Raw genomic sequence first — 17,552 nt, 5'->3', positions numbered from 1 at the left:
TGATATCTAATCGATAGTTCGCCTGAGAGTATCGTATTTTCTGATTTTAAACGAAAAACGCCGGCAAGCCGGCCGATAAACAGGACGAAGAAAACACGAATACAGAGGGAGATTTTGATGATGATGAACCTGGATAACTATAACGCAATAAGCTCGCTGCCAACAGATCTGATCACAGGAGACATCATTGCCTTTGGGGAGGAAGTTGAACAGGTATTTGACGACTTCCTGATGCTCACCAAAGATGTGATTCCTAACGCATCGAACAACGAAGCTTCACCCTGACACCTACATTGTGGGGAAATGAAGTTGATTTTGATCGGATCAGCTTTGCTGCAGCAAGTGGGGAGCTCCCATGGGAAGCCCAAACAGATGATTTTTTTACGAAGTATACGCCGATACCCTTTAAATCGAAAACCAAAAAACATTAGGAGTGATTGAAATGAACATGAACATCAATAACTACAATGAATTAAGCCCGCTGCCGGTGGATGTACTGACGAGGAAAGTGATCCCGTTTGGTACGAAGATTGTGATTTTTAATGACAATTCGATCTCGATTGCAGATGATGGTATTGTAGCAAGTTTTTCTGTAAGCGCTCCCTTTACGATTAGCAAAGATTGGTGGGTTACTCAAGTCAAGCTTGAACGGAATGCTTTTGCCGATGCTGCAGGATACCTGGCATGGGAATACGAACAAGCCGATCTCGCGATCTCGGCTACCTGTATTTTGCTCCAGAATCTGAATTACAGCCGGTTGCCGGCTTATAGACTAGTTGCTGCTGTATAAAGGAGGAGGGATATAAAAGATTTGAAAAATCCAAGTTCATCAAAAGCAATACAGAATCAAATACTTATTCTCCAGATGGATCTGGTAGAACTACGTTCAGAAATGGTAAGGATCGGATTCGAGTTTGGCCTTCACAGTAAAGAAGTGATTGAGGCTTCTCAGAAACTGGACATAAAGATCAATCAACACATGGCACTCAAAAAACAACTGCATCAATGCAAAAAACCGACTACCTAAGTAATCGGCTTTTCCTTTGAGGCGTAAAACTTCGCGGATCTTACGCCTCTCCATACTAACAAAACAGGAGTGACTGTACAATGGGACAGAGATCTCTTTGCTGTTGAAAGGGCGTCCAAGTCATAAAGCTTAAGGGATCAGCTCTGCCGTCTTTGAAATTTCTTCACCACGACTGTTCAAGCAATCTGAACTGATGATTTTTCGCGAAATGTCCTTAAGATGCCGAGCCTCGAATGAGGTTCGGCCTTTTTTTTATGGTCGCAGTCAGTACGAACCTAAATATAGAACGTAAAAGCATCAAATAAGCCGCTTACGCGGCCAATAAAATGAGTGACTTAGAACACTAAAGGTCTGCAGTAGACGGAGACTCAAACTAATACATTGAAATGAGGAATAAATGTTGGCCGACTTTACTACAAAAGACAAAGTAACCGCTGCAATTGCAGTTATCATCTGGATGTCATTAATTATCATGGTTACAAACCATCTGAGCTAAAACCAAAAGGCTCTCGAGCAAATGAGCAGCATGGGAAGGATGTACATGGACTCATCGTTGACGAAAATGCTGAGCTACTATTCGAAGATGTAGTCAACGTTTTTGGAGTGAAGCTCTCCATCACGGAGAGCTTTTAGTTATATTTGATAAATATTGTTCTTCTATATCATTGGTGATATATTTATATCGAGGATGATATAATATTATTCTTGCTTAATAGAGAGAAAGAGGTTGTTCATGGCGGAAGTTATATTTTACTACACGGAGAAGGGCAATTCAGAAGTTGAAAAGGCTCTTACCGAACTAAACGTAAGTGCGAAGAAGGGTAATCGACAGGCAAACGTAGCACTTGAAGCAATCGAATACTCGATTGATAAAGTCGAACATGGAATGCCTCATGCTAGGCAGCTCGAAGGACCACTATATGAAATACGAGCCAAGCGATACCGGATTACCTATTTTCGATGGGAAGGTTACATAGTGCTTTTAACGATATTTCTGAAAAGCACTCAACAAACTCCCCGCTCTGAAATTGACAGGGCTCTAAAACGCATGAAGGACTGGGTTTTAAGGCAAGGCTCGTAATGTAGTGAAACATGTATAAGGTAAAGATAAACCTTTTGCCCGATCAAAGTGGGGGTGATAACAAGATGAAAAACAATGATCATCTCAGGACATGGAAAAAGTTCAAAGAAGATAAATTGGACTATAAGACTGAGATTGAAAAACAAGTTATCAGTGAGATGGCCAAGTTGGTTGTACAGATCGTTGAAAGAAGGAGATCTCTCGGACTTACCCAAACCCAAGTTGCAGAGCTAGCAGGGATTACCCAGGCACAGGTAGGAAGGTTGGAAACTTCGTCAACCATCCCAAGCATTGAAACAGTGGTGAAGGTCGCTATTGCTTTGGGTATGACTATCAATCTGAGTTCCTACGAAGAACAATCGGCAGCACGAATGACATACGTCTAAGTATGTCTCATATCGTTTAATATTTAATATGTAGTATGTAAACGCCATGAATATTGGGGCCCCAAAGGGTCTCTTTTTCTTTGGCCAAAAAAGATAAAAGGAATTAAGTCATTTGAAAATAATCCTAACCCATAATGGGTTAGGATTATTTTTTTGAGAAAAGCGCGGCTTTCGCCGCCAATACACTGTATGAGAAAAGCAAAATGAGGAGCTGACGATATGCATACTACAACCATTATCCCAACTCAGGATTTTTTGATTTCCGATTTATCAGGTGGTCATTATGATAAATTGGTCATTGGCAGACATAGTGAATCCCGTATTTTGGGGATTAAACACCATATGCCGGAGGGTTTCACTGGTCGAATTATTATAGACCGCGTGACTTTGCTAGGAACTAAAAACAACGAGCGGTTTCTAGAACTACAGATAGTTGAGGGGAAAATAGATCCCGATTCTTTAACATATGTGAAGCTGAAACTCAAGGACGACATCCGTGTTTTGAGTAATCGTACTCTGGTTCATCATAGCCCTGATTCCCTTGAAGCAAGTGTGCTTACTATAATCGAGAAAAAAATGCTACTAAAAGGATTATCTATATAATTGCGATTACCGAACCAATTCATAGGTTCGGTAATTTTTGCCGACGGAAAAATCGATATTCATCGGAAAGTGTGAATCAACTGGTTGCATCGGATTTCGAAATTTACCCATGAAGGTTTTGAAATCATATGTGTACCTTTCGATCAAGGCTCTATTCATTGGGTCGAATGACGAACTGATCGAGGTAAAGATCATGGTTCATGCTTATTAGAATCCGGTGTTGGTTGAATCAGCCGATGAAAAGATCAGAATGGTAGAAGACTTAATAATACCATCACAAAATTCCATAGGAATTATAACCCTCACCTTAGTGGCGAGGGTTTCTTTTTTAAAACAGATGAGAAGAAATTAGAAAGTAACAACAGAGGGAGAATAGTTTTATGTATAGACTGCACCAGTTACCGTATTCTAAGAAGTAATAGTGCGAACTGATTGCGGAATTTTATGCGAAATAATCTCAACATTTAGTTACAATATATTTTAATTAATGATAGATATGAAATAACGTGTCGAATTCACATCAAATAAAAGTAGAGAAAAAATGTCGCATTATTTACACAGAGAATATTTTATTAGCATTAATTGCGGCTTTTTTTGTTAATATTATTAAATATATTGTAAGAGTCAGAATATACTCATAAATATACGTATAAATTGTTTGATAAAATACACAATGGATGATATGTGTATTTTATCTGCAAATTTCGAATGATTTATTACGATATAAATACGAAAATTATTTATTAATTAAACGAAGTGTATAAAAATATATAAATTATTTAGGATAAAATGTAATAAAAATCACACATGACATGGTTTTTGTCGATTGGAGCAAAATATACCCAATCTAATCCCAATAATATGTCTAAACACTATTTCCCATCAAAAAGATGAGTCAAATCGACAAGAATTAAGTAAAATAGAGCAGCTAAAAGTTGTAGCAAAGCTACTTGATCCATATGGATCGTCCCCTTGTTTCCGTTGTTACCCATCGGTAGATATTTGATAAAAAGTACAAATGATTTTCAGTCATTGTATCTTAAATATCTCTTCGTAAAACGGCTGAGACATGGTATTCAATCAACACACACCTTGTATTACTTGGGTGCATCCTCACTCTTGAAACCGTGTCGTTCCTACCATCTAACAAACCCGTATAATAACCTCTTGGAACCGTCAATCATACTGCTGATAGACGGTTCTTTTTGAAAGCAGAATAGGCCGATCTAAAATGGCTAACAGAGATATTCACCAAGTTCAATTGATAACCGAGACGAATTATGCGGGCCCCTCGTCACTCCCAAATGCATATCGTTCCTACCCACACAATCCATCCCGAGAGAAGCTCTCCTGAACCGTCAATCTCAGACCAGATTGCCGGTTCTTTTGTTTTAACAGAGTGTCCCCTATAATCGATCAGTAGAAAAAAATCTAAAACTACATCCGATCGGTAAACGGGATGAACTTTGCGGGTCCTTCGTCACTTCCAAAACCATTTCGTTCCTTTCCACACAATTCATCCAAAAGAGTGATTTCCAATGACCGTCAATTACTCATCGGATCGGAGAGACGGATCTTCACAAAACAGAATGGACCACTTTGATTGGCTAACAGATAGGGGAGAAGCAGCACCCCATTGTCAGATCCGAATCGTAAGCTGGATGAATTGCACGGGTCCCTCGTCACTCCCAAAGCATGTCGTTCCTACCCCCACAACCCATCCCAAAAATCCATCTCTAAGACCGTGCGGAACAAACTTTTCTTAACGCGTACTTTGTACGCACAAAACCATTTTCTTGACGAAATAACCCCCAATTAATTGCGCCCAGTCATCTTGACGGATTAATTGTCTTGCTAAATCAAAATCGGCTGAATTAACGCTCCGCATGATTTGTTTGACTAACGTACCCTAGCCCAAATTGTTTGAATAACTCCGATCGCTGTGTGCAAAAAAATCGGCGTGAATACTGCCCCGAAAACCCCCGCCCCGGAAAAGAGCCAGTCGCAAGCGACCGGGTCGGAAATACCGGGCTGACAGACGCCCGGAATTGATGTACGTTGCAGCAATGTTGGCATACGCCATGAATCGTCGTTCGGCTCACGACAATTTTCATGAATCGCGTAATAGCGCCGTTCTTACGAAACGGAATATGCGGCGTATTTACTGTTTCTCTCGCAGAGACCGCTTCGAACACTTGCCACGCCTAACTTTATCGTCATCACACACAACTGATACGTTGAATCGGAAACAGCTAGGGTAAAGAGCATAAGAAACACGTATGACATTCCGCTTTCGCTCCATGTCAGTCGGCATAGCCGACCGTGTTTCCTACTGCGTCGTTTCGATGCGCTGCATCTCGCTCCTTGCCACTTCGGGGTGCTCATTAGAAGCTTCCTATTCGGGCGCTTCTAACATGTAAAACCATCACTTCACTCTCGTTCAAAACACGTGGTTTCTCTCTTTCGTTTCGTAAAAAACACGTGGAAGTTCAACCGCGCAGTTGCCTTCGGCAAAGCAGCTCAAACGAGTACGTTTGAGCTGCAAGGCGCGATAGAAACATTGTACGTACACCGACCTGAAAAACCGGTCGACAACGACATGCGTTGCCAACTCAGAAGAACCAATTCGGTGTACAAAACAGACGCTAAGAGTGAACTCTATTTTGTTTTCCAACAATGTGCGGTACCAACTAAACAGTAGCAATTCGGCATGCAAAAATGGCATCCGATTGAATACAAAAGGGATAACATAGGTACACCGATCTGATTAACAGTCGACAACGACGTGCGTTGCCAACTCTAAAAGTAAATTACCGGTGTACATAAAAGATCTATCAGACACAAAAAAACGATGTCTCTAATAACTACTCCACCGATCTAATAACCGGTCGCCAACGCATGCGTCGTCAACAAAAAAGTACCTAATCGGTGGAACTAAATGGCATCACTTTTTAGATCAAATGCGACTGCTAAAGATATATAACTTGACCCCTAACGACAATGCTTGCCAACGAAAATTGTCTTCGGTAGACATGCTCCCTTACCCAAAATAGACCGATATCTTTAGATGAAAATCCAGATGATTTCTGAATTAACACTCAAGAGATATTAAGAAAAAGCATAACGAATTCACACCTTTTTAATTGATAGCTGGTTAGGAGAAGAGGCAATAATAAGGGCGATCGCTTTAAGCGCATTCGACTTTTTTGTTAAATAATGAAGAGGGAAGAGAACAGATGCTTCCTTTCAGCAGACTTATTTACTACTCGTTAGAGCATTAGTTCCACCTAGAATTTTTCAAAATCATCTAACAATTTCAAAAATAGTTAAACGTTATAAAGTGCAAATGATATACATTACATTTTCGCTTAGTTTTACCTTCTGAAAATGAATGAATGAAATTATTTAACCCCATGATCGTGTTTGTTCTCCGCAGGGTAGATATAGATCATTTATGAGGTCAGATCTTGTATTTTACTTTTAAAGTGCAGATGTTTGCTCAGCGTAAGTTGAAAAGGTCATTACTGTCTTCCAATCCCTTAAAACTAACCTTACTCATTATTATCGACTATGAGTAACACTCAAATTGTTTGGCATCCCCAAGATCTCATTATTAAAAATCACATAATTCCATTCGGTCATATATAGTCTTATATCTTTATAGCCGCATTTCTGCACAAGTAAAAACGCAGACATGTAGAGGTTCAAATAAATATACAGTACTAAAATCAAAGGGATATGATAAACTGATGGCAACATTTGTATTTTTAATCTCGTTTTTAGTACTAGACTGTGACATGCCCAACACAAGATGATTTCAATAATATTGCGCCAACTTGGTGTCGTCATGTCCGGTATAAAGAGTGAGGCTAGTAAAAAGTAATCGGTTTACATAATTTATAATAAGTAATTTTTTCAACTAAAGAGTCGCTTACATAAGTAGAAAGGTGAGAACTATGAAGACAAAATCCATAAACAGCTTAAAAGATAAAAATATAATACGAAGAGAACACCTCAAATATCGGAAGGTATCACTACCTAGATTCAAAGACTTCGATCGACTTGTTGAGAATCCATTCGCAGAAAAGTTTAGAAAACGTATTTTCAAGAACGATATTTATTTCACAATGAAACCAGCCTTTGTTGTATGGGTATATATCAAAAATCTACTGCTGGCTAATATCCCAGCTTTCGTAATCCATGCCATTCTCAACTTCCTGAGTTTCATGAATAAGATTGTACTGGGCGAAGATGTTTCATTAGCAACTTCTGCAGGTGGACTCCAGCTGCTTATTCTGGCGTATGGGATTTGCACTATGCTTGGGATTCGCAAAATTAAAGACCATATGGCGTATTTCAATAACACCATGCTAGTTAGTAAACACGATATTAATCGAAAACTTGTTACAATGATTTGGAGAGAGATCGAGCGTGGTGATAATATAGAAATCGATGTAATGGATCACTACCGCCTAAAATTTATGAAGCTAAGTCTGTTCCCTACAACAAGAGAGCTTGCTCTTGAAGAACAGCTATACAGTACAAATCAAAAAAGCAAACATGAAGTTGTCCGTCAAGGTGCTGAAATGCGCTACAATCGTCTGAGCCTGGATAACAGAAGAGAAGAACACATTGCAGCCAAACACATCGCAGATTGGAAACAAGATGAATATGGTGGCCCCAATGAATACGACTTGCTGGTTCGTAAATATCGACACCGTGTAGCACCAGTCATTCGAGACATCATCAAAGATTTGGAAGAAAGCACAATATAGAAAAGCATCCAACGTATAATCGTTGGATGCTTTTCTTTTGCTACTTTAAGATATTGGGTCAAGCTTGGCTATAAATAAACAATTGAAAGGGAAACCCAGAGGGATTTCCCTTTTTTTACTCAATGATGTTTTGGAATACTAACTTAGGTCTCAGGTTCCATAGAATGCATTCGAGGAAATTATACGCAATCTCCCGGAATAATCTAAGGACGAACGATTGCCGATAAATGAAGCAGGTATAAGTTTTTATAATTTGGGTTTTCTATAATAAACGTAGAGGATAGTTGAGAACTTCGCAACTAAGGTCGGTATCAGTATCGAAAGTCCCCCAGTTTGAACTGTAAGCAAGCACAGAATCATGCTACTACAGTTCAAACGGGGAACTATGTTCGTAATAGTGAATTCATGAACAACAAGAGGAGGGAGAGGAGACCATGACCTATACATATAAAGCAGACGATATGTTCTACGATGTATCGTCTTTAAACAACGTATTCTTTGTGACCTGGTGGCTACCTGCAGCTAAGGCTATTATCATATCTTATTTGGATGACAGTCAGATCCTCCAGGGAGAGGAGAGCGAAAACAATATACGCGAGTATATCTATAAGCAGAATCCGGATCTTCGAGAAATTAAGACTGAAATTGTTTTCGAACATATTGGGACTACCGGATTCATTCGCGAGTTTAACCCAGATCCGGATGAGATTGGCGGCTATCTGGGATTGCAGAGCTTCGCCAAACGTTTGGGGTTAACTAACGCCTCCACATACTTGAATGCACACGTTCAAAAACGGCATGAAGAGGTGAACGGGGTTAAATACGATCCTGCCTTTTATCCGGTTAAACAAACGGACCCGGATTATAATGAACAACGTCATGGCTACCGATTCGGTTATAACTCGAAAAATTATCACATGACCATGTTATCAGCGTTGCTCTCACAGATACATCCAGGTTACTTCACCCGCCATTATATTAATAGCCCTGTGCTCGTTGAGCGGGGAATACCACTTACGGCTGCATTTCTTCGTGATTACCATAATGAGCTGCTGGAAGAACCATGGCGAACAGATATGCCCAAACGGCTTGCATATGCCGAGAAAGCAAATCAGGATCAGAAAGAAGATTACACGCTTCTTGGATGGTTAATGCGAAAAGGATGGCTATTAAGCGGTCGTTATATTGACGTAGCTCGCTTAAACGAAAAATCACAGGGTATTGAGCTCAAACGTTTACTGGGTACTCTCGGACTCCACATTAAAGAATCCCACAAAACTGAAAATAAAGATCAGATCGATACACTTGAGGAATTCGCTGATCGATTGAGCTGCAGCATCTACGATGTACTCAATCTCCAAACGTTGTTTGAGCAGAACCTATATCAAAAATCGTTCACTATACGTGGCCGGTTACTCTCCGATTATCCTCAAACGATCTACAGTCAGCGAAAAGGCATTGCTCCGGAGGATCAAGAAGCACAAGTTGATACGGGGAACTACTTGAATGTACGCAAAAACCGTCTTACTCGCGACTCGTCAAGTGCATCGTTTGTTGAATTCGCCATCGCTCCGTATAAGCCGATCAAGGACATTGAGAAGATTTCCTTCATGTATCCATCAGAAATCGAAGCAAAGAAACTCGGTATTGTCCCAACCGATATCCTTGAAGAGACAAAAGCTTATTTCGAGCAACACGTTACCCGAGATCCACACGATCCTGCTCACCAGGACTTCATGCAGATCTACCGGCTCTATGATGCCATGCGTGGCCGAAACTTTAACAGCTCGAAAACTTATAGAGAACATTATCCGGATGGAATCGAAAGTCTAGATAAATCCTATATCAGCAAACTCAGGGCCACATATAATACCAACTTGTTCTATCACCATAAGGATGAGAAGGGCCATGTGTATCGTTCATCTTGTTTTGTAAACTTCTCGATCGGGGGAGTTCACGGGGCTGAGATCAATGTAACGCGCCTACATGAAGATCAGGAAGAATGCCAGCGGGATAACGCCATACAAGAATACGTGGAAAGTATGTATCCATCTATAACCGATGCCCTCAGCGGTGACTTATCGGTGAAGATTCCCGATCATCTACCGCTATCCAAAAGACTTGAAAGTAAAATCAGCGCGGATCGCAAAATTAAAATCCAAGAGTTTACGAAATTTGGTTCGCTGAAGCCGGATGCGGTATGGCGCGACAAAATGAATGCAGATCTATTCAAGAGAAGTTCTTCCGGGAGCTGGTTGGTTCAGTCTAAGTATACGTATGTCAGCGCTGGAGCAAGCCAACACCAGGATTACGAGTCTTTTTATCCGCTTCTCCTTTCTCGCTTATCTGTCTTTCTTAATCCAAGCTACCACGGATATAAGGAGAATGGTGAACCGACAGATCCGTATTACGATATGTATTTGGAACGTGCTGCTAAGAAGGTACAATCCAAAGATCATTCCCTACCATTTGAGGTACGACACGACGCAGAGTTGGAACAAGAATCTCGCAAGCTACTCATTAATGCAGCTTCCGGTATGGGTGATGCTAAATTCGATAATCATATTCGCGTTAACAATGCCATTATCTCGATGCGGATCATTGGCCAGCTTTTCGCTTGGCGGATCGGACAGGCACAAACTCTGGCCGGCGCTCGTGTACCTTCCACGAATACGGATGGATTGTATACGATGGACATCTCGGCCGAAGAGAACGATCGCATTCTGCAGGAAGTCTCGAGAGACATGTATGTCAAAATCGACTCCGAACGAATCGATCAATTCGTATCCAAAGATTCCAATAACCGCTTGGAAAGCCATAATGGAAAGATTATATCCGCTAAAGGGGGAACACTTAACTCCTGGGAAGGTCCTCAGCTTACTCAAAGCTTAGATCATCCGGCAATCGTTGATCATATACTGGCAAAATACTTGTCCAGTAAAGCATTTGTAAATCCGGTCAACCAAGGGTTTAAACGGCCACTCGTCGATAAAATCCTTCGTGACTTCGTTAGTGATCATTTACGCGCTGGCACGCCGCAAACCGCGCTGAGATTCTTTCAGTGGATCATTTCAAGTTCAGGAGATACTCACCGCTATGTGTATGCATACTCGTTGCATAAAGACACCGGAGTAGTCACCCTCGAAACATTGCCGCGTCATAGCCGCGTGTTCCTAATTAAAGACGTTGGAAGGAAAGTGGTGCAAGAAGTAAGGCTCGCAACACGGAGCCTCATAAATATAGCAACTTGGGATAAGCGGTACAATGAATATCAAAGAGGCGATCGCTCTTATTCTACCCTTTGGGAGCATGATGAGGATGCGCTACAGATCTTACTCCAAAACGGGTTCGACCTAAAAGTACATAACTGTAATCGTACATCTATGTACTACAAAGACGAAGCCAAAACGCAAAAAATTAAAGCAATGTCCGACAATCAGCAAGTCGCGATATTCAATAGTAGTATCGCTGATCTGCCCAGTGATCGCGCAGCTGCTATGATTCAAGCGCTCGACATGAGTGCGTACGCAAACATGGTAGAAAAGACGTTCCAGTTGTGGTCGAATCTATAAGAAATACAATCAAACTGTACGAGAACCAGTAGTCGATGCGGCTGAGTGGAACAAAAACGCATCTCAGCCCATCAACCAGCTAGCAACTTGCAATATAAATCAATTTAGCCTAGTAAACAGTTAAGGACAAGAAAACCTCTGGCTTCCGAGTACACAGCGGGGAGGATTAACGTAAACGATATGAATTCAGACCAAGAGAAGGCATACATCATGGTCGATTCTGAAGATACAGGGATATGGTGAAAACTCATTGACTGGTCAGGCATTGAATGGATCACGTGGGAAATCAAAGATAGAAAATACTAAGAGAATGTACGCCGTTAACCATTTACCTCCTAAAATATTTATGGAGTAAAGGGTATATGGACGTATCAATTACCGTCAGTACATCAGTTTTTTATCCTATGAACTAATTAGAAGGACGCTCTTACATCCTAATGAGCGTCAATTTTTTTTTATTACGATATGTTAACGGTAAGGTGTAAAACATATATCTCCTTCTCTAGGAAACCCGAGAAGGAGATATCAATAAAGGATGTGAAAGGATAAGCAAGTCCAGAACAGCTGGAAAAGAAGAATTATGACTCCATATACCAAACGCCCAGGCATGCTTGCCGCGAATATACTGAGGTGTTTGGTATCTCATTTATCACCTTCAAAATTTACAATTTGAGTTGGAGAAAGTTTAATAGAATGGAATATTTAAAGTCAAAGAAGCCAACCACTAGTATGATTGACTTCACTTGAACTTATTGAGCTAACTTTCCCGTTAGTTTAATGACGGCAGGGGATTCTGATCATATATTCATTAACGATATTTGCCGGACTAACTTATTGTCTTTATTAAAAAGAGCAACTTCATTCAAAGAGACCCAATGTATTTTTCCGAGATGTTGAACATAAGCCCATTCGTTTGGACGATCCCGAAACACCTCTGTACGAAGAACTTCTTGATTTGATTTATCAAAGACAATTAAGTTACCAATTACAAAAGTTACTTCATGCACAATATATAAACCTGCTTTTAATCTTCTGTCAGGACTTGAAATTATTCTTCTCCAAATCCATTCGTTTCTCATTTCTGCTTCAATCACTTTTGAGAACGCTCGCTCGAAGGAATCTGAATCCCATCCTTTTTCAGGAATGACCTTCTCAAGCCCTTTTCTGAGCAAATCAAGTGTTACTTCTTTCTTTTGTTGATCATTCATCGAGAAGAATGAATCAACATGAAACTGTATTTGTGTTTCACAAACTCCTCCATAGGTAACTACTCTAGGATCAGTAATTTCAGATACACAACTAATTAATACCTTCCAAGCATCATTCGTTTTATATTTTCCGAAATGACGTTCGTAAAGAGAAGCAATGCAGCGTATTTCATCTCGGAATTGCACTCTTTTTTTTCTCCAATTGACTTCATAATCTTCAGGTGTTCCATCTCTATTAGAGTAAGGAATATCTAAGTCAAATTCTTTTAAAGTAGGCAACTTATGATACTCCTTTCCCAGTCAGCTTCAACTAAATAATATTTTATGGCCGATCGGTTCCTAAACTACATTGAAGTAAAGTTCAATGACCTCTTTAAATCAACCCTTGTATAAGTTTTCTGATATGTTGTCCCGTCTTCAGTGTGGAATAGAGTTGTTCTTGAGTATGGCTCAGTAATTCTTTTATATCCAAGCTTGGTTAAAAGCTTTATCATTTTCGGATTCCCAATTGGGTCAACACTAACGAATATTTCAGAATAGCCGAGTTTCCTTGCAAGTTTTTCACGATGTCTAATTAAAACCGAACCAATACCATTGCCACGATAATTTTCATTTACATATAAGTCACTTAATTTGGGCGAAAAGTTGTTACTATTAAGTTTTAGAAGACCGAACCCCATAATTGTTGATCTATCCATTTCAGCAACAAGGAGATACACTTCCTTTTTTTCTTGTTGGTTCAAATACGTTGTAAATAAATCCTTGTTATTTCTCACATTAAGTAAAACGCTGATATCTTCTTTCTCTGCCAAGCGTATGCTGTATTCCATACCCACCTACCTCCCCTACACTTCAGACTCTCACCGATAGTATAGCTCCTACATATTATCATAACAGAACTAACCTGCCCGCTAGTTTAATGAAAAGTTGTCCTAATGGGGACTCAAGGCAACTTTATGCTTCCATTTTCGACTTATGGCAAACTCATACTGCCCAATACAAGCGTGTTTGGACATTAATATCGGTAAATATCTGATTCTTTTATGGATTAAGCCCCACGTTCCAGCTTGATAAAAAACACAGAGCTGACAGCATAACTTATAAGATTGCAACGAATGCGATACGTTGAAGCGCATGAATGTTTCTCTTTGAACCTTCCCACTATAGCCAAAGATTGAAGTGTAGGATTCTTACGAAAAAAAAGGTGACCACCTCTTTTTCAGCAGGCGATCCCTGCGTTTACCCATTTCAATGATACTCAACCTTCTAAAAGAAGCGAAACATTATACAGATTAAGCAAATAAAAAATTACTGAATCACCCAGTAAACAATGAGAAAAGATCATCAATTTCTTGTCACAGATTTATCAGTAGCTGGAGCTGGTAGAAACCATCATTATAGACACGTACCCGCAGGAGGGTTAAAGTAGACCAACATGTATAATGTCCACAGAACAGACGGCAAATTTCGTGAATCACTATAATTGTTACAATGAACAAATGACTCGTAATTTTTGATATAAACGCTGATATGATTTATAATCATTAATTCTGAGATTAAAGAGAAGGGACGACTCCTCGTCATGAAAACTATCAACAGCAAAATCCGGGGCGCCCGACGAAATGCTGATCGTATCATCCAACGTATTGAAGAACATACCGAATCTTTTCCGGAGATTAGTTCGTTTCAAAATGATTGCTGCCATATAGAAATGCCGGCATCCCAGGAATTTCTTCGTTCTGAACGAACACCAATGAAAGAAAAGCGTCGCTGCCTTCAAACCTTAATTGATCGTGCAGAATACTTAATCCAACAGCGGCCTAAAAATAACGAATTATTTCAGGTCATGGTGGTTTTAGACATGGGCGACCTCTGGAGTTCACAAATTATCATTGGTACAAAAGATGCTGATTTTGATCGTTTCATTCATCCGATCAATCCGAACATTCGTCGATTTGAACAACCTGATCCAGGGAAGCTAAGACGTGATTGGGGCCTTGATATCCCACATCACTGGAAAATTACTGGTTTTCGTGAATTTATCCGTGATGAAAAATGTCAGCTCGAAGGCGAAATCTGGTTTGTCGGTGAGTGGAGCTGACCTGTATCAATTCTAAATAACCGCAGTATCCACTACCCATTAATTATTGGGGGCGAGAAAATCTGCGGTTTTTTGTTGTAATAATTTCGTATTTAATGTTAAATAAATAATTGAATTTTTATAACTATTTCTAATATCGATTTTTTGATCGAATTATATCTTATTTAATATCATAAAAATTACATTTTAATCAGATATAATTTTTTTAGTAATTTTATTCACATTTTATATGACAAAGAAGAAGAATAAAGTAGGAAAGTAAATACACGGTATGAACGCCTTTTGAGGAAGAGATCTCGAAGAAGAGCGCTATCTAATTGAAAAGATACAACCATTCAACGCGATAGGGTTGACCAACTCTTTTACCGACTTGTTATGGAATACTGAGATGCGTTGCTCTCAATGATGCATTAAAAGAAATTCAGATGGGAGGGGAAGAGAATGGAAAACGGTCACGGCTGGGGAGCTTAATTGTTAATCACATCGTTGATACAGTATTACATACACCATCATGTAAGCATGTAGGCTAGCATTAGTGCTACATCTGAGCGTTCAGGACACAAGAAGCCATATGGTCAAGAATGTTACTAAAAATAAACCCACCCAAAGTTAAACTGGATGGGCTTATTATTTATTTTCCGCTAAGATCCGGTTGTTGCGTATCCCCAGGAAACAGTAAAATTTGACCAGCTCGGATAACATCTGCATCATTAAGACCGTTCACTTCAAGGAGTTGTCCCAATGAAACACCGAAAGCTTTGCTCAAGGCGAGCATCGTGTCGCCGTCTTCCGCAACATAATACAAATAATCGGTTGAGTTCAAATCTTGGACCAATTTAAGCCGTTTAGAGCCGTTGATTTGGCTGGCGGACTTACGTTCTGCTTCAACGGCAACATCCACTGCAGAAGTCTTCTCAGAAGTGCTAGACGCCACTGGATCGACACTAGGCGTGGCTGTAGCGGATGTCGATCCCTCAGTAACCGGTGAAGGAGATCCAGCAACCTGATTATCCTTCACGTCTTCCGACCGCGTTTGGAAGGATTTAAGGATCATTTCCGCTTCGACGTCCGGTAAATCCCCCACATAAGTCAAAAGATCTTCTTTCGTCATATTCGCACCTGGTATAACAACGATACGAGGGAAAGAAGTCGTTTCCTCCTCTGGATCTAGCTGCGAATCACCGGAAACCGAAGTCACAGCAGTTGCCGGCTGAGCAGCACTTGCACTCAAAATCTTACCGGGTAAATCCGTAGTGAAAAACAAAACGAAAAACAGCCCTACACATGCAATTGTGACGACAGATACGATGTTCGCATGCCGGGTTCCACTACTAGGATCGCCGTATTGAGAGTATTTCTCTTTAACCATCGTTCCAAGATTTTGAGCATCCTTGTTAAAAAGGTTCGAATCGGGAACGGACGCCGCAGGCTCTCCAATACTATTCGACTCCTGTTCTAATAGCGGCGAGTCTTTTTTTCGATGGATCTTAATAAACGACATTATGTATTCACTCCCTTTGCTGATTTAAGTATAACGAATCCTTGTAATAGTCACAATAGAAAATACGCCATATTTTTATTATAAATCACTGAACATACAGCACTTTGTATAACTTATTATTAAATATTGAATGGATTCGAGTAAGAAATTCACTTATGATAAGACGGATACCGCCTATCGACTTATTGATGTACACGTGTCGAAAAATGTATGTAGCTGGGAAAGCAGGTCATATCCCCATTTCACCTATATATCTTTTGCTTATGAACATAAGTATAACCGCTTAAAATGTTTATAAATAAACTATAAAATATTGTATGTGTAGCGTTTTTGAAGTATAATTTAATTAAAATATATTAAAATTTATCTTGATCATTGTAATCCAATAACCTAAAAAAGGATCAATAAATATGACAAAATTAACAAGAGAACAATGTGGAGTCGCAGTAGGCGACATGATAACTATTCGTGGTACCGTCAAGTTCGCAAAGCTGGATAGACCGATTGAAGGAAAAGCACTCGATAAGTTGAATCAGCGGCGCGTGAATAAAGGGATGAAAGAAACAAAACCTTTCCGTCGGATCACGATTAAGAATCCCATTATCGTAGAAGGGCAAGGTACGCCGCTCGCAAAATTCTACGAACAAGATATATACCGAAATATCATGACACTTGAATCGAAATCCTTATTTCCACCGGTGTACAAACACATCCAAGACGGAGAAGCCGTTCACATGGAAGATCCGAAAAAAAACCCTGTGACCGGCCAAGAAATGATGATTAAGCTCTCAGCATACCAATCTAAAGGATTCGCTTACCTTGGATCCGGACTAGATTCCATTATATTTCCAGAAGGACCAATACAGTTTTACGAAGTAAGTCGGGCGGAGGAGAATTTAGCAGGTTTCGGTGAATCAAAGGATCTTCTGTTTGAACCGTCCATAGTAAACACCAGAGCCTTTGCAGCTGCGCCGATCATTGGACCAGAAAAAATGGGAGTAGACATCAGCAGCTCGCCTTTTGGTGGAGTAGTAAACAGCGTGGTAAACGAAGAGGATTTATCGGTACAAACAGTAAATATGACCAGAAACGACGCTACTATGGTTCCTCCAGCAGTGGAAGCATCCGAGCAAAAGATCCTTCATGTTAAGGACACTAAGGCAGATACGAATGCCATCGACATTGACTCTCCATTTGGCCCAAGCCGCATTCCGGAGTCCACTAAAAAAGCGGACCCCAACAGCACAAGGCCACTAAGTCGATTCACATAAAAGGACGAGTCACCGAGGGGATTCGTT

13 protein-coding genes are annotated in these 17,552 nt (G+C 40.1%); 10 read left to right on the top strand and 3 right to left on the bottom strand.

Annotation, left to right across the window (positions count from 1 at the left end):
* Positions 1 to 120: 120 nt before the first annotated feature.
* From NST38_RS30785 to NST38_RS30750, 8 genes are all read left to right on the top strand, one after another.
* A complete protein-coding gene (locus NST38_RS30785; protein WP_341344326.1) occupies positions 121 to 285 on the top strand; it encodes a hypothetical protein in 165 nt (54 codons plus the stop codon).
* 157 nt (positions 286 to 442) lie between these two features.
* On the top strand, positions 443 to 790 hold the full coding sequence (locus NST38_RS30780; RefSeq protein WP_341344325.1) for a hypothetical protein: 348 nt from the start codon (positions 443 to 445) through the stop codon (positions 788 to 790).
* 21 nt (positions 791 to 811) lie between these two features.
* The gene (locus NST38_RS30775; protein WP_341344324.1) at positions 812 to 1,027 is read left to right on the top strand and encodes an aspartyl-phosphate phosphatase Spo0E family protein; all 216 of its coding nucleotides are present in this window, start codon (positions 812 to 814) and stop codon (positions 1,025 to 1,027) included.
* A gap of 733 nt (positions 1,028 to 1,760) precedes the next feature.
* Positions 1,761 to 2,108, top strand: coding sequence for a type II toxin-antitoxin system RelE/ParE family toxin (locus tag NST38_RS30770; protein ID WP_341344323.1), 348 nt, complete (start codon positions 1,761 to 1,763; stop codon positions 2,106 to 2,108).
* A gap of 65 nt (positions 2,109 to 2,173) precedes the next feature.
* Entirely contained in the window at positions 2,174 to 2,494 is a 321-nt protein-coding gene (locus NST38_RS30765; RefSeq protein WP_341344322.1) for a helix-turn-helix domain-containing protein, read from the top strand.
* Positions 2,495 to 2,713: 219 nt separating this feature from the next.
* Positions 2,714 to 3,097, top strand: a complete 384-nt coding sequence (locus NST38_RS30760) for a type II toxin-antitoxin system RnlB family antitoxin (RefSeq protein WP_341344321.1) — start codon at positions 2,714 to 2,716, stop codon at positions 3,095 to 3,097.
* A gap of 3,956 nt (positions 3,098 to 7,053) precedes the next feature.
* On the top strand, positions 7,054 to 7,872 hold the full coding sequence (locus tag NST38_RS30755) for a hypothetical protein (protein ID WP_341344320.1): 819 nt from the start codon (positions 7,054 to 7,056) through the stop codon (positions 7,870 to 7,872).
* 434 nt (positions 7,873 to 8,306) lie between these two features.
* Positions 8,307 to 11,444 carry a hypothetical protein gene (locus NST38_RS30750; protein WP_341344319.1) on the top strand — a complete coding sequence of 1,046 codons (3,138 nt, stop codon included), beginning with the start codon at positions 8,307 to 8,309 and terminating at the stop codon, positions 11,442 to 11,444.
* A gap of 797 nt (positions 11,445 to 12,241) precedes the next feature.
* Here the strand turns inward: NST38_RS30750 and NST38_RS30745 are convergent.
* Both NST38_RS30745 and NST38_RS30740 read right to left on the bottom strand, forming a co-directional pair.
* Positions 12,242 to 12,931, bottom strand: a complete 690-nt coding sequence (locus NST38_RS30745) for a hypothetical protein (protein WP_341344318.1) — start codon at positions 12,929 to 12,931, stop codon at positions 12,242 to 12,244.
* Positions 12,932 to 12,996: 65 nt separating this feature from the next.
* Entirely contained in the window at positions 12,997 to 13,482 is a 486-nt protein-coding gene (locus NST38_RS30740; protein WP_341344317.1) for a GNAT family N-acetyltransferase, read from the bottom strand.
* A gap of 752 nt (positions 13,483 to 14,234) precedes the next feature.
* Between NST38_RS30740 and NST38_RS30735 the strand changes: the two genes are divergently transcribed.
* Entirely contained in the window at positions 14,235 to 14,753 is a 519-nt protein-coding gene (locus NST38_RS30735; RefSeq protein WP_341344316.1) for a DUF3916 domain-containing protein, read from the top strand.
* A gap of 631 nt (positions 14,754 to 15,384) precedes the next feature.
* Here the strand turns inward: NST38_RS30735 and NST38_RS30730 are convergent.
* Positions 15,385 to 16,254 carry a LysM peptidoglycan-binding domain-containing protein gene (locus NST38_RS30730; RefSeq protein WP_341344315.1) on the bottom strand — a complete coding sequence of 290 codons (870 nt, stop codon included), beginning with the start codon at positions 16,252 to 16,254 and terminating at the stop codon, positions 15,385 to 15,387.
* Between the two features lie 410 nt (positions 16,255 to 16,664).
* Here NST38_RS30730 and NST38_RS30725 point away from each other — a divergent pair, with 410 nt between their 5' ends.
* Positions 16,665 to 17,525: a hypothetical protein gene (locus NST38_RS30725; protein ID WP_341344314.1), complete on the top strand. Its 861-nt coding sequence runs from the start codon at positions 16,665 to 16,667 to the stop codon at positions 17,523 to 17,525.
* Positions 17,526 to 17,552: the final 27 nt, after the last annotated feature.

It is taken from the genome of Paenibacillus sp. FSL H8-0104 (genome assembly GCF_038050215.1).
Taxonomy (GTDB): domain Bacteria; phylum Bacillota; class Bacilli; order Paenibacillales; family Paenibacillaceae; genus Paenibacillus; species Paenibacillus amylolyticus.
Note: the sequence above shows the minus strand (reverse complement) of the source record. Positions and strands in the feature narration are given on the sequence as shown.

Bases quoted from the DNA above. Each gene is read 5' to 3' on its own strand.
- NST38_RS30765 (WP_341344322.1), top strand. From the start codon at position 2,174: ATGAAAAACAATGATCATCTCAGGACATGGAAAAAGTTCAAAGAAGAT.
- NST38_RS30785 (WP_341344326.1), top strand. From the start codon at position 121: ATGATGAACCTGGATAACTATAACGCAATAAGCTCGCTGCCAACAGAT.
- NST38_RS30755 (WP_341344320.1), top strand. From the start codon at position 7,054: ATGAAGACAAAATCCATAAACAGCTTAAAAGATAAAAATATAATACGA.
- NST38_RS30725 (WP_341344314.1), top strand. From the start codon at position 16,665: ATGACAAAATTAACAAGAGAACAATGTGGAGTCGCAGTAGGCGACATG.
- NST38_RS30735 (WP_341344316.1), top strand. From the start codon at position 14,235: ATGAAAACTATCAACAGCAAAATCCGGGGCGCCCGACGAAATGCTGAT.
- NST38_RS30760 (WP_341344321.1), top strand. From the start codon at position 2,714: ATGCATACTACAACCATTATCCCAACTCAGGATTTTTTGATTTCCGAT.
- NST38_RS30770 (WP_341344323.1), top strand. From the start codon at position 1,761: ATGGCGGAAGTTATATTTTACTACACGGAGAAGGGCAATTCAGAAGTT.
- NST38_RS30730 (WP_341344315.1), bottom strand. From the start codon at position 16,254: ATGTCGTTTATTAAGATCCATCGAAAAAAAGACTCGCCGCTATTAGAA.
- NST38_RS30780 (WP_341344325.1), top strand. From the start codon at position 443: ATGAACATGAACATCAATAACTACAATGAATTAAGCCCGCTGCCGGTG.
- NST38_RS30740 (WP_341344317.1), bottom strand. From the start codon at position 13,482: ATGGAATACAGCATACGCTTGGCAGAGAAAGAAGATATCAGCGTTTTA.
- NST38_RS30750 (WP_341344319.1), top strand. From the start codon at position 8,307: ATGACCTATACATATAAAGCAGACGATATGTTCTACGATGTATCGTCT.